The organism is Amycolatopsis sp. PS_44_ISF1 (genome assembly GCF_032335455.1).
Lineage (GTDB): Bacteria > Actinomycetota > Actinomycetes > Mycobacteriales > Pseudonocardiaceae > Amycolatopsis.
The window spans coordinates 356,713-370,631 of record NZ_JANUXO010000001.1; the positions used below are offsets into that span (position 1 = coordinate 356,713).

General features: G+C 73.4%; 10 protein-coding genes and 1 pseudogene. 1 reads left to right on the forward strand and 10 read right to left on the reverse strand.

Annotated features, from left to right (window positions below; genetic code table 11):
• Positions 1-1,065: 1,065 nt before the first annotated feature.
• Both NYF13_RS01640 and NYF13_RS01645 read right to left on the reverse strand, forming a co-directional pair.
• Positions 1,066-2,310: pseudogene (locus tag NYF13_RS01640) on the reverse strand (DNA polymerase Y family protein); the annotation flags it as partial.
• Positions 2,311-2,488: 178 nt separating this feature from the next.
• On the reverse strand, positions 2,489-3,235 hold the full coding sequence (locus tag NYF13_RS01645) for a hypothetical protein (protein WP_315653703.1): 747 nt from the start codon (positions 3,233-3,235) through the stop codon (positions 2,489-2,491).
• A gap of 819 nt (positions 3,236-4,054) precedes the next feature.
• Between NYF13_RS01645 and NYF13_RS01650 the strand changes: the two genes are divergently transcribed.
• The gene (locus NYF13_RS01650; RefSeq protein WP_315653704.1) at positions 4,055-4,564 is read left to right on the forward strand and encodes a GNAT family protein; all 510 of its coding nucleotides are present in this window, start codon (positions 4,055-4,057) and stop codon (positions 4,562-4,564) included.
• Positions 4,565-4,619: 55 nt separating this feature from the next.
• Here NYF13_RS01650 and purH read toward each other — a convergent pair whose 3' ends face one another.
• The 8 genes from purH to NYF13_RS01690 all read right to left on the reverse strand — a co-directional run bounded on the left by purH (position 4,620) and on the right by NYF13_RS01690 (position 13,654).
• Positions 4,620-6,182, reverse strand: a complete 1,563-nt coding sequence (purH, locus tag NYF13_RS01655; protein ID WP_315653705.1) for a bifunctional phosphoribosylaminoimidazolecarboxamide formyltransferase/IMP cyclohydrolase — start codon at positions 6,180-6,182, stop codon at positions 4,620-4,622.
• Positions 6,179-6,793, reverse strand: coding sequence for a phosphoribosylglycinamide formyltransferase (gene purN, locus NYF13_RS01660; protein ID WP_315653706.1), 615 nt, complete (start codon positions 6,791-6,793; stop codon positions 6,179-6,181). The genes purH and purN overlap by 4 nt, the downstream gene beginning before the upstream one ends.
• Before the next feature lie 74 nt (positions 6,794-6,867).
• The gene (locus tag NYF13_RS01665) at positions 6,868-8,361 is read right to left on the reverse strand and encodes a DUF6350 family protein (RefSeq protein WP_315653707.1); all 1,494 of its coding nucleotides are present in this window, start codon (positions 8,359-8,361) and stop codon (positions 6,868-6,870) included.
• Positions 8,362-8,516: 155 nt separating this feature from the next.
• Positions 8,517-9,278, reverse strand: coding sequence for a DUF5336 domain-containing protein (locus tag NYF13_RS01670; protein ID WP_315653708.1), 762 nt, complete (start codon positions 9,276-9,278; stop codon positions 8,517-8,519).
• Between the two features lie 236 nt (positions 9,279-9,514).
• Positions 9,515-10,405, reverse strand: coding sequence for a succinate--CoA ligase subunit alpha (gene sucD, locus NYF13_RS01675; protein WP_315653709.1), 891 nt, complete (start codon positions 10,403-10,405; stop codon positions 9,515-9,517).
• Position 10,406: 1 nt separating this feature from the next.
• On the reverse strand, positions 10,407-11,576 hold the full coding sequence (gene sucC, locus NYF13_RS01680; protein WP_315653710.1) for an ADP-forming succinate--CoA ligase subunit beta: 1,170 nt from the start codon (positions 11,574-11,576) through the stop codon (positions 10,407-10,409).
• 120 nt (positions 11,577-11,696) lie between these two features.
• Entirely contained in the window at positions 11,697-12,020 is a 324-nt protein-coding gene (locus NYF13_RS01685) for a hypothetical protein (RefSeq protein ID WP_315653711.1), read from the reverse strand.
• The gene (locus NYF13_RS01690) at positions 12,017-13,654 is read right to left on the reverse strand and encodes a hypothetical protein (RefSeq protein ID WP_315653712.1); all 1,638 of its coding nucleotides are present in this window, start codon (positions 13,652-13,654) and stop codon (positions 12,017-12,019) included. Before NYF13_RS01690 ends, NYF13_RS01685 begins: the two co-directional genes overlap by 4 nt.
• Between the last annotated feature and the right edge of the window lie 265 nt (positions 13,655-13,919).

Consider the following 13,919-nt stretch of genomic DNA (forward strand, 5'->3'; position numbering starts at 1 on the left):
GTTCGCCACCTCCGGCGGAATCGCAGGCAGACTGGCGCCGTCCGCGTTCGCCACCTCCGGCGGAATCAAGGGCAGATGGGCATCGTCCGAGTTCGCTTGCTTCGGCGGGATCCCGGGCAGATGGGCACAATCCAGGTTCGCCACCTCCGGCGGAATCGCAGGCAGACTGGTGCCGTCCGGGTTCGCCACCTCCGGCGGGATCGCAGGCAGTCGTGGGTCAGTACCGCCCGGCCCCTCCCCTTGCGGCGGGGTCGCGGGCAGGCGGGTGTGGGCCGGCCAGGCCGGGTCGGGGGGTTCCGGCCGAGGTGGGAGTGCGGAGCGGAGCCAGGCCAGCACCCGGCGCACGTGGTCGTCGTTCACCTAGTCGTACACTCCCTCTACTGTCCACAGTGGATTATCGAGCCCTGCGCACAGGAGCAGGACCGCCTCGGGTGGTTCGTCCGGGGCCCCGGCGACCAGCATCTGCACCCGGGCCCGCGGCGGGCCCGGGGCGCGGCTGGCCACCCTGGTCACCGGCCAGACCCGCGACCAGTCGAGCACCTCCCGCCCCGGTTCACCGAGGATGCTGAGGCGGTTCGGGGGCGCGGTCAGCCGCCGGTGGTCGGTGAGGCCCACCGGCCGCCCTTCGGCGTCGAAGACTTCGGCGGGCAGCGGCCGGACGAGCACCGTCGCCGGTGAAGGCACCGGCAGCCGGCCAGGCCAGGTCGCGCCGAGCGCTTCCCCCCAGGCGGTGGGCCCGTTGTCGTGACCCCCGTGCGCAGCAGGCGACACCGGCGTCGGCACAGCCGGATCGCGGAGATCTTCCTCTACGACCAGACCCTCACCCGACGACGCCGAAGGGACCACTGCCAGCGCCTCCGGGCCACCGGTTTCCTCCCGCACAACCAGTCCACCATCGGACGGCACCGACAAAGCCGGCGCACCCGAGCCACGGACCTCCTCCCGCGCAACCGAACCAACGCCCGGCAAAGCCGATGAAGCGAGCGTCGGGGAATTCGGACGGCGAGTGTCTTCCCCGGCAGCCGGGGCGTCCCCCTGGCCCGCAACCGGTGAGGTCAGCGTCGGCGCATCCGGAGGCGAGACCAGGTCACGAGCGTCTCCCCACGGGACGAGGCGGACGCGGTCCGCGGGGTTGCGGCCACCGTCCAGGAGGGGGGTGACGACGCCTTCCGGACCGAGCAGGCCCTGGACCCGGACGAAGGCGCGGCCGGCCCGTTCCGTGGTCAGCTCCTCGTCCTCATCGGGACCCGCGGCCGGGTTACCGCCGCGCCAGAGACCCAGTTGCAGGGAGCGGCCTTCGACGGTCTCTTCCGGTACCAAGCTCAGCCGGGCGACTCCCGAGGTCGGGCGCCCGCTGGGGGCGGTACGCAGCCAGCCCTCGAACTGCCAGCGCACCCGATCGGAAACTCCCTGTGGGGTAAGGGGTTCCGCGCAACGCCAGACCCGTTTCAGTTGCTCGCCGGACTCGGTGGTGGCGTAGATGCCGAGCCGGGTGCAGGCCAGGCCCCGCTCGGACAGCCCGGCGTGGAACCGGGCGCCGATGCTCTTGGCCGCGAACGCCGCGACGTCGATCCGCTCCAGCACCGGGTCGAACGACTCGGTCAGGGACAGCTCCGGCGCCGGGCGGCGGCGCAACGGCGGCCGTTCCGACTGGCCGCGGGCGAGCCGGTGCGCAAGGACCCCTTCGAGCGCGAAGCGGGCCAACACGTCGCGTTCGGTGAGGGCGGCGAAGGCACCGAGGGTGCGCAGGCCGAGCCGGGTGAGCAGGCCGACGAGCTCCGTCCGGTCGCTGCCGGGCTGGTCGAGCACGCCGACCGGCAGCGGGGCGAGGAACGCGGCCGCCTCCCCGGGCTCGACGAACTCGCCGTAGCGGGCCGCGATGGTCGCGGCGAACAGCCCCTCCGCGACCCCGACCTGGCACTCCACCCCGGCCACGGCGGCGATCTGGTCCAGCAGCTTCTCGGCGAGCCGAATCTCGCCGCCGAAGTAGCTCGCCGCCCCGGCCACCGGCACCGCGATCAACCCGGGCCGCACCACTTCCAGCCCGACGACCAGCTCCTCCACCGCCCTCGCCACGGTCTCGAACAACCGCGCGTCCCGCCCGTCGTCCGCCCCGAACACGACCAGTTCGGGACATCGGGACTCCGCCTCCCGCCGCCGCATCCCCCGCCGGACCCCGTGGGCCCGCGCCACGGCCGTGCAGGCCACCACCCGGTTCGCCAGGAACACCGCGGCCGGTCTCGTCAGTGCCACCCCGCCCGCGGCCACCGCCGCGACGGCCGGCCAGTCCGGGCACCAGAGCACCAGCAGGCGGGTGGGCAGGGCGCTCATCGGGCCCGCCCACCGGAGTGTGCGTTGTGGACGGTGACCGCCGGCCGGACGGGGCCGATGCGCCGAGCCGTCGCCCGGGCACCCCGGGGTGCGGGGACGGCAGGGGGAGCAACCGCGGCGATCGCCTCGTGAGCCGATCCGGCGAAGTGGGCGATGGTCATCCCACGGCCTCCTCGGCGACCAGCAGCGGCGAGGCGGCCGGGGTTTCCTTCGCCCGGGTCCGCGGACGGGGCGCCGTCGGGTTCTGGGGCGGAGCCGGGGCGATCCGTCCGGCCGGGGTGGGCAGGGCCAGCGCGGCAGACAGCGGACGAGCCGCGGCGCCACGGCCACGGGCGTGGACCACGGCCGGACGGGACTCCAGATGCCCCGTGCCCCGGGAAAGGCCGGACCAGCGGCCCCGGGTGCAGTGCAGTTCGACGTCGGCCGCCGGCCAGGGCCCCAGCGAGATCAGGACGGCGCCGCGGTGGCGGGCGCGCGAGGAGAGGCGGCGGGCGATGGACGGCTGGACCGAGCGGGGCTCGGTGACGACCAGGTCGACGCCGTCGAGGAGGGCGGCCATCACGGCCGGGTACTCGGCGCCCGGGTTCGTGACCAGCGCCAGCCGGGAGACCGCGACGCCGTGCTCCGCCGCCGCGGCCACCCCCAGCGAAGGCACGCCGACCACCGCCGCCCACGAACCGGCGGCGGTGGCCTCGGCGAGCAGGGCCAGCAGCAGCGAGGTGGAACTGTGGACCGCCACGGTGCTCCCGCGCCGGAGCCCCGAGGCGGGCAGCAGTCCGGCCAACGCCGGGGACACCGGGAGCACCCTTCCCGTCGTCCTGGCGTGCGCGGCCTGGGCCGCCACCCGGCTCGCTGTGCTCACCCCGGGCAACGCCGCCAGCCGCGCCACCGGCGGCGCGACCACGGCCGGCCCCCCAGGACCAGCCGTCGCCGCACCGTCCGCAACCGCTACCGCACCAGGCCCAGCCCCCGGCACCGAGCCAGCCACGACTCTCCCCGAGCCAGCCAGGCCGACCGCACCCACCGCCGTCCCAGCCGAGCCGACCGCACCCACCGCCGTCCCAGCCAGGCCGACTGCTCCCACAGCCGTCCCAGCCGAGCCGACCGCTTCCACCGCCGAATCAACCGGGCCCGCCGTCCCTGCAGCAGTCCCAGCCGTCCCGGCCGCCCCCATCGCCGGACCAACCGAGCCAGCCGCAGCCGAACCGACCGAACCAGCGGCAGCCAAGCCCACCGCGGCCGAACCAGCCACAACCGCGGCAACCGCGGCCGAGTCGGCCGCAATCACACCCGCCGTCACCACATCCACCTCCCCTGCATCCTCGAAGCGGCCGCTCGAAAGCGACCGCCGGAAAGCGGCATCTCGAACACGGACACGACTCACGTCGCGCCGTGGCGGGCCATGGCACCGAAACGCCAGGACACGCACCGGCACACCGCCCGCCCCCACGCCGGAAGGACCATGGGACGGGCGGGGCGCCGGTTCAACCGCGGGGAAGGCGGCTCCAACACCCTGCATCTCCAACACTGCATCGAACACTTGTTCGACACATTCAGTACACCGCAGCTCCGGATCCCTGTCAAGCCGAAGGCCGATCATCCACCGGCCGCCGGTACGCCCGGGCAGTGTTGCCGACGTGGCGCTTTCCCATCCGGTGCGGCCCGGACCGAAAGCTACGCTGGGAAAAGCGTCCTGCCGGCCGAACTGATGAATGGGCTTGAAGTGAAACACATCGCGCTGCGCGCCTTCGTCGAAGACGATCTTCCCGTCCTCGACCGGTTCGCCACCGATCCCGACGTGGCCGGGGCGTTCCAGTGGACCGGGTTCACCGACCCGAAGGCCCGCCGCCGCCGCTTCGAAGAGGACGGCTTCCTCGGTGAGCGCTCCAGCGCCGTCGCCGTGACGGTGGACGGCGTCGTCGCCGGGATGGCCGGCTGGGAGGCGGCCGACCGGGGCGGCCCGGCGGGCGGTTGCTACGAGATCGGCCTCACGCTGCTGCCCGACCACCGCGGGCACGGCACCGGGACGGAGGCGCACCGGCTGCTCGTCGACCACCTGTTCCGCTTCACCCGCGCGCACCGGCTGGAGGCGTTCACCGACGCCGGCAACGCCGCCGAGCAGCGGGTGCTGGAGAAGACCGGGTTCCACCGCGAAGGTCTGATGTGCCAGGTGACCTGGCGCGACGGGAGCTACCGCGACGAAGTGGTCTACGGCCTCCTGCGCACCGCCTGACCACGTGGAGCGGCGGGCCCGGGGAAGTTCCCCGGGCCGGCCGCTTCACGAGAAATCAGTGCGCGAAGTGGCGCGTGCCCGTCAGGTACAGCGTGACCCCCGCGGCTTCCGCCGCCGCGATCACCTCGGCGTCGCGAATGGACCCACCGGGCTGGACGACGGCGCGCACGCCGGCCTCCAGCAGCACCTCGAGCCCGTCCGGGAACGGGAAGAACGCGTCGGACGCGCCCACCGAGCCCTTCGCCCGGTCCCCCGCCCGGGTGACCGCGAGCCGCGACGAGTCGACGCGGTTGACCTGGCCCATGCCGACGCCGACGGTGGCCCCCTCGTTCGCCAGCAGGATCGCGTTGGACTTCACCGCGCGCAGCGAGCGCCACGCGAACTCGAGGTCCGCCAGCGTCCGCTCGTCGGCCGGGGCCCCGGTCGCGAGCTGCCAGCCGGCCGGGTCGTCGCCGGGGGCGTCGATCGTGTCTACGGTCTGCACGAGCACCCCGCCGGAGATCGGCCGGAACTCGACCGGGGCCGGGTCCTCGATCGCCGGCAGTTTCAGCAGCCGCACGTTCTTCTTGCGCTGCAGGATCTCCAGCGCCTCGGGCTCGAAGCCGGGCGCCAGCACGACCTCGGTGAACACCTCGGCGATCTGCTCCGCGGCCTCGACCGTCACCGGTCGGTTCGTGGCGATCACGCCGCCGTAGGCCGAAACCGGGTCGCACGCGTGCGCCTTCCGGTGCGCCTCGGCGACGTCCAGGCCCACCGCGATGCCGCACGGGTTCGCGTGCTTGATGATCGCGACGGCGGGCTCGGCGAAGTCGAACGCGGCGCGGCGGGCGGCGTCGGTGTCGACGTAGTTGTTGTAGGACATGGCCTTGCCGTGCAGTTGCTCGGCGTGCGCCAGCCCCGGCTGCGCGCTCTTGTACAGCGCGGCCTTCTGGTGCGGGTTTTCGCCGTACCGCAGCACGTCCGCGCGCTCCCAAGTGGCGCCGGTGAAGTCCGGGAAACCGGAGTCGTCCGCGGGCGCGTACTCGGTCGCGAACCAAGAAGCGACAGCCGTGTCGTACGCCGCAGTGTGCGCGTAAGCCTGCGCCGCGAGCCGCTTGCGGTCAGTCAGCTCGAAACCGCCCTCGGCCACGCGCTCCAGCACCCAGGCGTAACGCGCCGGGTCCACGACCACCGCGACACTGCCGTGGTTCTTCGCGGCCGCGCGCACCATCGCCGGGCCGCCGATGTCGATGTTCTCCACGCAGTCCTCGGGGCTCGCGCCCGAAGCGACGGTCTGCGCGAACGGGTACAGGTTCACCACGAGCAGGTCGAACGCCGCGATGTCGAGCTTCTTGAGCTGCGCCACGTGGTCGTCGTTGTCCTGGTCGGCCAGCAGCCCGGCGTGCACGCGCGGGTGCAGCGTCTTGACCCGGCCGTCGAGCGACTCCGGGAACCCGGTGACCTGCTCGACCGGCGTGACCGGGACGCCCGCGTTCGCGATCACCTTCGCGGTGCCGCCGGTCGACACGATCTCCACGCCGGCCGCGTGCAGACCGGTCGCGAGCTCGAGCAGGCCGGCCTTGTCCGAAACGCCGATCAGCGCGCGCCGGACCGGGCGTCGTCCTCGTTCAGTGCTCAAAACCTCACCTTTCGTCCGTCCACGGTGCAGCCACCACGGCCGAGTCGCTCGATCGTTTCCACCAGCAGCCTGCGTTCGACGGCCTTGATCCGCTCGTGCAGGACGTCTTCGGTGTCGTCGGCCTCCACCCGCACCGCCTCCTGGGCGATGACCGGACCGGTGTCCACCCCCGCGTCGACGAAGTGCACGGTCGACCCGGCGACCTTGACCCCGGCCGCCAGCGCGTCGGCGACCGCGTGCATCCCCGGGAACGACGGCAGCAGCGCCGGGTGCGTGTTGATCACGCGGTTCTCGAACCGGGACAGGAACACCGGGCCGAGGATCTTCATGAAGCCCGCCGAGACCACCAGGTCGGGCTGGTAGACGGAGACGGCCTGGGTCAGTGCCTCGTCCCAGGCCGCGCGGTCCGGGTGGTCGGCGACGCGGACGGTGAACGAGGGCACGTCGGCGCGCTCGGCCCTGGCCAACGCCTCGATTCCGCCGCGGTCGGCGCCGACCGCGGCGACGCTCGCCGGGAAGCCGGAACTCGCGGCGGCGTCGAGCAGGGCCTGCAGCAACGTGCCGGAGCCGGACGCGAGCACAACGACCTTCACCGGGGTGGGCAGGTCCAATCGACTGGCCAGAACGGGCTCCTCGCACGGCGGCACGCCTCGGGCGCGCGGCGCTTGGGCAGGTCACCCCAACCCTAACGGTCGTCCTCGGGGGCCTTCTCGTCGACGGAGGCCTCGGTGGAGCCGGTCACAGCGCCGGGGGTCCCGACCTGGGGATCCGGCTCTTCCACGACCACGTCCTCCGGCTGCTGCAGGCCCAGTTCCGCCTCGGCCTCGGCGTCGAACTCGTCCTGCTCGCCAACGTCGGCTCCGGGCTCTTCCGGGGCTTCGGACTCGTCGCCCGCTTCCTCGGCGGCGTCCTCTTCGGACTCTTCGCCGTCTTCGTCCTCGAAGTCCGCCGCGCCGTCGAAGACCTCGTCGGGGCCGACGTCCACCGTGTTCGGCGGTGTGGGCGGCGCGTGGGCCCCGGCGAAGAACGCGACGAACCCGCCCGGGATCACGATCCAGCAGAACGCCACGATCGAGGCCACCCCGACGGGCACGCTGACCGGGTCGAACGGGCCGTCGCCGAGCCGTCCGCCCGCGAGCGTCCCCAGCACCACGCAGCCGAAGCCGACCACGGCGCCCGCGACGGCGACCACGCGGATGCGCGCGGCCGGGTCGTCGTCCACCCGGCGGACCGACCAGCCGACCAGCGCGCCGACCGCGGCGGGCAGCACCAGCAGCGCGGGCCACCACCCGGCGGAGTGCTCGGGGATGCCGCCGAGCAGGGGCAGGGCGGGCACGTCGCCGCCGCGATAGCCGACCAGGCTGACCTCCAGCGAGCCGACGGTGAACCCCGGGCCGGTGACGAACGACATCGCCGCCACCACGGCGTTGGGCAGGTACAGCACGGAAAGCAGCAGCAGTCCGAAGCTGCTGCCGATCGACGGTTCGAACAGGTTGTCCACAGTGGACATCGACAGCACCGTGGCGAGGGTGAACACCAGCGCGCCCGCCAGCACCAGCGCGGCGAGGCCGAGGGCACCGGCCCGGACACCGCGCGCGGCCAGCGGGTCGAGCCGCTCGGCGACGGCGCGCGGCAGGCCGCAGCGGCGCACCACCCCGGCGGTGGCGGCGAGCGCGGCCAGCGCCCCGGGCACGGCGCAGGCCGGCACCGGGTTCACCCGCACCGGGGTGTCGAGCGACGAGATCGCGATGACCAGCCCGAACAGCGCGTGCGCACCGGTGATCACGGCGACCAGCGGGACGGCCTGCCCCGGCCGCCCCAGGCCCAGCCGCTGGACCGCGCCGGACGCCGTCCGCACGACCAGCAGCGCGGCACCGGCCGTGGGCAGCAGCGGCAGCACGCCGAGCGGGTGACCGCCGAGGCCGAGCTGCACCTGGTACGCGGCGAGCCAGCCCGGACCGGCCGCGAGCAGCGCCCCCGTGGCGGAGAACCGGCCGGCGGCCAGGGTGACCAGCGCGATCAGGGCCGTGACCAGCGCGTACCCCGTGATCAGCGGACCGGCGGCGGCGGAGGACAACACGCGCACCCGGCCGGCCGGCCTCACCTCCGCGAGGGGTTCGGGGGCGTCCGACACCGGCTCGTCGCCCGGCGGGCGTCCGGAACTGGTGAGCAGCTGCATGGGTCGACCATGACATCCGCCCTGGTCCGTCCGGGTGAGGCACGCCGCCTTCCGCGGGCGTGGCGAACCCAACCCACCCGACCGGGTTGGCCGGGCCGACGAAAACACCCGCTGTGACACGGAGAGTCACAGCGGGTGTCGTGAGCGCGGACGAATCAGCCTTGCTGGCCGAAACCACCCGGCGGCGTGCCCGGGTTCGGCTGCTCGGCCGGGGGCTGCTGGAAGAACTGGCCCTGCTGCGGCGCGTACGTGGTCGCCTGCTGCCCCGGTCCCGGCGGCGGGGTCGAGACCGGCGGCTGGCCCGGGTTCGCGCCCGGCTGCCCGGAGGCCGGGGGCGTCGCGCCGGGCTGCTGGTACTGCGGCTGCGGCTGGCCGAACGGGCCGGCCGGACCGGACTGCCCGTACTGCGGCTGGTGGTACTGCGGCGCGGCCGGCTTCGGCGCCGGCGGCTTGATCACGTCGTACTCGAGCAGCAGGCCGCCGACGGAGACCAGCATCTGCGCGATGCCGAGGATCAGCACCACGACGACGATGCCGGGCGTGGCCTGCGCGCCCACCACCGCGTCCAGCGCTCCCAGCGCACCGAGCACGCTGAACAACGCGGCGAACGGCAGCACCTTCGGGGCCTTCGGCAGCACGTGCAGCGCGGCGAGCAGTCCGCCGACGAGCAGGAAGACGGTGTCCTGGCCGACACCGTCGGCGTCGTCGGCGAAGCCGAGGAAGTACTGGACGAGGCCGAGCACGGCCACCACGAGCGCGAGCAGCACCGGCAGGTTCTGCGGCAGCGCCGGTCCGCCCGCGGACGAGGAGGGCGGCGGGCCCTGCTGCGGGAACGGGCCGGACGGGGGCGGGCCTTGAAGGGGCTGCTGACCGCCACCCTGCTGGGGGTAGCCGGGCCCGCCGCTGGGGTAGGTCATCGGGAAGCTCTCCTGTCGTTGGGGACCGGCGACTGTCGAGGTGTGGGGCAACCGGTCCGGAGACGGCCGGGCCACCCGAACGCTAGCGCATTCGCGGGACACACCCCGTGTTCGCGCCGTTGGACGCGCGGAACGGCCGATCGGTTGCCACCACGGCGCGCCGGAGGCCGGGCACCGCGGTGGTGCCCGCCCTCCGGGAGGGTTTCGCCGCTGGTCAGCCGCAGCCGACCGGCGGGTCAGCCCAGGCTGTTGTACAGCTCACGGGCGAGCACAGCGGTCTCGCTCGGGGTCTTGCCGACCTTGACTCCGGCGGCCTCGAGGGCCTCCTTCTTCGCGGCCGCCGTGCCGGAGGAGCCGGAGACGATGGCGCCGGCGTGGCCCATCGTCTTGCCCTCGGGCGCGGTGAAGCCCGCGACGTAGCCGACGACCGGCTTGGTGACGTTGGCCTTGATGTAGTCGGCCGCCCGCTCCTCGGCGTCGCCGCCGATCTCGCCGATCATCACGATGACCTTCGTCTCGGGGTCGTTCTGGAACGCCTCGAGCGCGTCGATGTGCGTGGTGCCGATGATCGGGTCGCCGCCGATGCCGACGGCGGTGGAGAAGCCGATGTCCCGCAGCTCGTACATCATCTGGTAGGTCAGCGTGCCGGACTTCGACACCAGGCCGATCCCGCCGGGGCCGGAGATGTCGGCCGGGATGATGCCGGCGTTCGACTGGCCCGGGGTGATCACGCCGGGGCAGTTCGGCCCGATGATCCGGGTCTTGTTGCCCTTGGCGCCCGCGTGGGCCCAGAAGTACGCCGAGTCGTGCACCGGGATGCCCTCGGTGATGACCACGGCCAGCGGGATCTCGGCGTCGATCGCCTCGAGCACCGCGTCCTTGGCGAACTTCGGCGGCACGAAGATGACCGAGACGTCGGCGCCGGTCTCCTTGATGGCCTCTTCGACCGTGCCGAAGACCTTCAGGTCCTTGCCCTCGACGCTGACGGTCTGGCCGGCCTTGCGGGCGTTGACGCCGCCCACGATGTCCGTGCCCGACTTCAGCATCTTGGTGGCGTGCTTCATGCCCTCGGAGCCGGTGAGCCCCTGGACGATGACCTTGCTGTTCTCGTTGATGAAGATCGACATCTCACGCACCTGCCGCGGCGAGCTCGGCGGCCTTGTCGGCCGCGTTGTCCATAGTGTCCACCACGGTGACGAGCGGGTGGTTCGCGTCGGCCAGGATCTGGCGACCCTCGACGACGTTGTTGCCGTCGAGCCGGACGACGAGCGGCTTGGTGGCCTCGTCACCCAGGATCTTCAGCGCCTCGACGATGCCGTTCGCCACCGCGTCGCAGGCGGTGATGCCGCCGAAGACGTTGACGAACACGCTCTTCACGTCGGTGTCGTTGAGGATGACGTCCAGACCGGCGGCCATCACCTCGGCCGAGGCGCCGCCGCCGATGTCGAGGAAGTTGGCCGGCTTCACGCCGCCGTGCTTCTCGCCCGCGTACGCCACCACGTCCAAAGTGGACATGACCAGGCCCGCGCCGTTGCCGATGATGCCGACCTGGCCCTCGAGCTTGACGTAGTTGAGGTTCTTGGCCTTCGCCTTGGCTTCCAAGGGGTTCTCGGCCTGCTTGTCGACCAGGGCCTCGTGGCCCGGCTGACGGAAGTCCGCGTTCTCGTCCAGGGTGACCTTGCCGTCGAGGGCGATGATCTTGTCCTGGGGGTCGCGCACCAGCGGGTTGACCTCGACCAGCGTCGCGTCCTCCGCGACGAAGGTCTCCCACAGCTTGACGACGACGTCGGCGGCCTCGTCGATGACCTTCTCCGGGAACTTGCCCGCGGTGAGGATCTCGACGGCCTTCGCCTTGTCGACACCGGTGATCGCGTCGACCGGGATCCGGGCGAGCGCGTCGGGGCGCTCGACCGCGAGCTGCTCGATCTCCATGCCGCCTTCCGACGAGGCCATCGCCAGGAAGGTGCGGTTCGACCGATCCAGCAGGAAGGAGAAGTAGTACTCCTCGGCGATGTCCGAGGCGGCGGCCACCAGCACGCGGTGCGTGATGTGGCCCTTGATGTCGAGGCCGAGGATGGCTTCCGCCTTCTCCTTGGCTTCGTCCGGCGTCTGGGCCAGCTTGACGCCGCCGGCCTTGCCGCGGCCGCCGACCTTCACCTGCGCCTTGACGACGACCTGGGTGCCGATCTGCTCCGCGGCGGCCTTGGCTTCTTCGGGGTTGGTAGCCACCGAGCCCGGCAGAACCGGTACTCCGTGGGCGGCGAAGAGATCCCTCGCCTGGTATTCGTAGAGGTCCACTACTCCAGTCTCCTGACGACGACACGCCACTGTGGTGGTCCGCGAACGGACCGCGCTGTCGGACCAGTCGAGGTTAGCGACCAGCGCAGACGCAGGGCACTCCGCACCTGGTGAAGTCGGTCACCGTATGCGGTCAGACGGTGTGCCGCGGGTGTGAGACCGCACACCGACGAGCCGTTCGGCCAGCGCTTCCAGCCGGTTTCCGGGGTCCCCGGCGGTTTCGGGGGCGACCACGAAGAGGTGAACGCCGCCGAGCCCGTCCGGCGCGGCGTCGCCGAAGACGACCAGCGCGTCCGGGTCCTCCTGCTCGGCGGTGCGGCGGATGGGCTCGGCCCCGGCGAGCACTCCGGCGTGGATCACCTCGGCGCCGGCGTCACGCAGGAGCCGGCCGAGCCGTACGGCCTCAGGCGTCGCGGCGAGTTCGACGAGCAGCACGCGCGTCACGGCTGGGTGTTCACCGTTCTCGCGCCCGTCGCCGCCATGACGGCCGCGACCGCGGTGGCCACGACGGCCGCGAGGCCGAGCCAGAACCCGAGACCCGGCCGGGCCCCTCCGAACAGCGCGAGGCCGACCAGCGGGAGTTCGGCGACGTGCAGGGCCAGCACCGCCGCGGCCCCGCCGAGCGAAGCCGCGGCGGCGCCGGGCCGGGAGCGGACCGCGAGCGCGAGCACACCCAGCACCACGAGGACCGCGGTGAGCAGCCCCCAGGACGAGGTGTCGAAATCGGACCAGAGCCCGGGCGGCGAGTAGTCCGCCGCGGTGAACACGGGCGTCCCGAACGCGGCCACGGCCAGCACGGCGGCGGCTCCGACGGGGACGAGGATGTTGGCACGAGGCCCTTCGGTGCCTTCGTCGTCACGCTCGACGACACCGGTGACGGTCGCGGCGAGCGCCGTCAGGCCCGCCGCCCCGAGCGCGATCGCGGCGAACACGGAGCCGGCGCCGAGGTGGTAGCTGATGGGGCCGCCGAGCCCGCCCAGCCCAGTCGCCTCCGACGCGGTGAGGGCGGTGCTGAGCACGGCCGTCCCGGCGAGGACCACCCCGGCCCAGAGCACGGCGAGGAGCCCGCGCGCCGCCCGCGCCGTCTTCGGGAAGAGCAGGAACGGCGCGGGCACCAGCACGAGGATCCCGGCGGCGACGAGCATCAGGCGCGCCGGGCTGTCCGTGTGGAGCGGTCCCGCGAGTTGCGGGGCGAGCGCGCCGATCACCGCGGCGACGGCGGTGAGCACGGCGAGCAGCGCCGTGGCCGCGCGCCAGAGCGTGAGCCCGGGGACGCGGGCCTCACCGGCAAGATCGGTGCGTTCGGCCGTCGCCGGCTGGGGCGTGGCGAGCGGGGTGAGCAGGAGCACGAGCAGGGTCGCGGCCACGGCCATGACCGGCCCCCACGCGACGTGGAGATCCGGCACCACGAGCCCCGCCACCACCGCGGGCACCGCGACGGCGAACACCGCGGCCGCGGCCCCGCCGAGGGTCCCGCGCGCCACCCCGTCGGAAGCCGAGGAGAACCCGATCACCGCGGCGATCGGCAGCGCCCCGGCGAGCAGCAGGTACCCGGCCAGCGCGACGCCGGGGCCGTCGAAGGCCGAGCGCGCGAGCAGGTACGGATCGGTGGAGAGCACCGGTGACATCAGCAGCCCGACCGCGGTGACCACGGCGAGCAGCGGCACGACCAGCCGCCACCGGCGTGGCCCGCCGTCGCTGCCCGCGATCTCGTTCAGCTCCCTCGCCACCCGCGCGGCCCGCAGTCCGGCGGCGATCGTCAGGAGGTGTCCGAGGGCCAGCAGCCAGAACCCGGCAGCCACCCCGCTGCGGTCCAGCAGCCGATCGGGCCGGTACAGCTCGGGCCGGACGGTCAGCGACCCGTTGACGAAGAACTGGACGTCGAGCAGCAACCGTCCCGGCGCGAGCGCGGCGAGCCCGGCGACCAGCCCGGCCGCCAAACCGTGCCGGCCGGTGTAAGCGGCTGCCGCGATCACGCCCACGGGCACCAACGCGAGCAAGGCGAGCAGGGGCCAGCTGAGGTAACCGGGCCGGGCATCGGGCGAAACGGGCAGGATCGCCCCGGCGGTCAGGGCCACCGCCCCCGCGGCGGCGAGGAGAACGGCAGCGACGAGGGGCGGCGAGGGGCGGCGCTCGGTGACCTCGGGTTCGGGACGGCCGCGGAACCCCGCCCGGCCGGGCGACCGGGACGCGGCCCAGTCTGCTTCGCGGGGCGGCTGTGGACGGCGATCAGTTGCCCGGGGGGCCGTCGACGAAACGCCGGCCGGGATCAGCTCCTCAGCCGCTTTAGCGGGACGGTTGCCCTGGTCTCCGACGGCCGCAGCCGGGTCGGGACCGTCGACA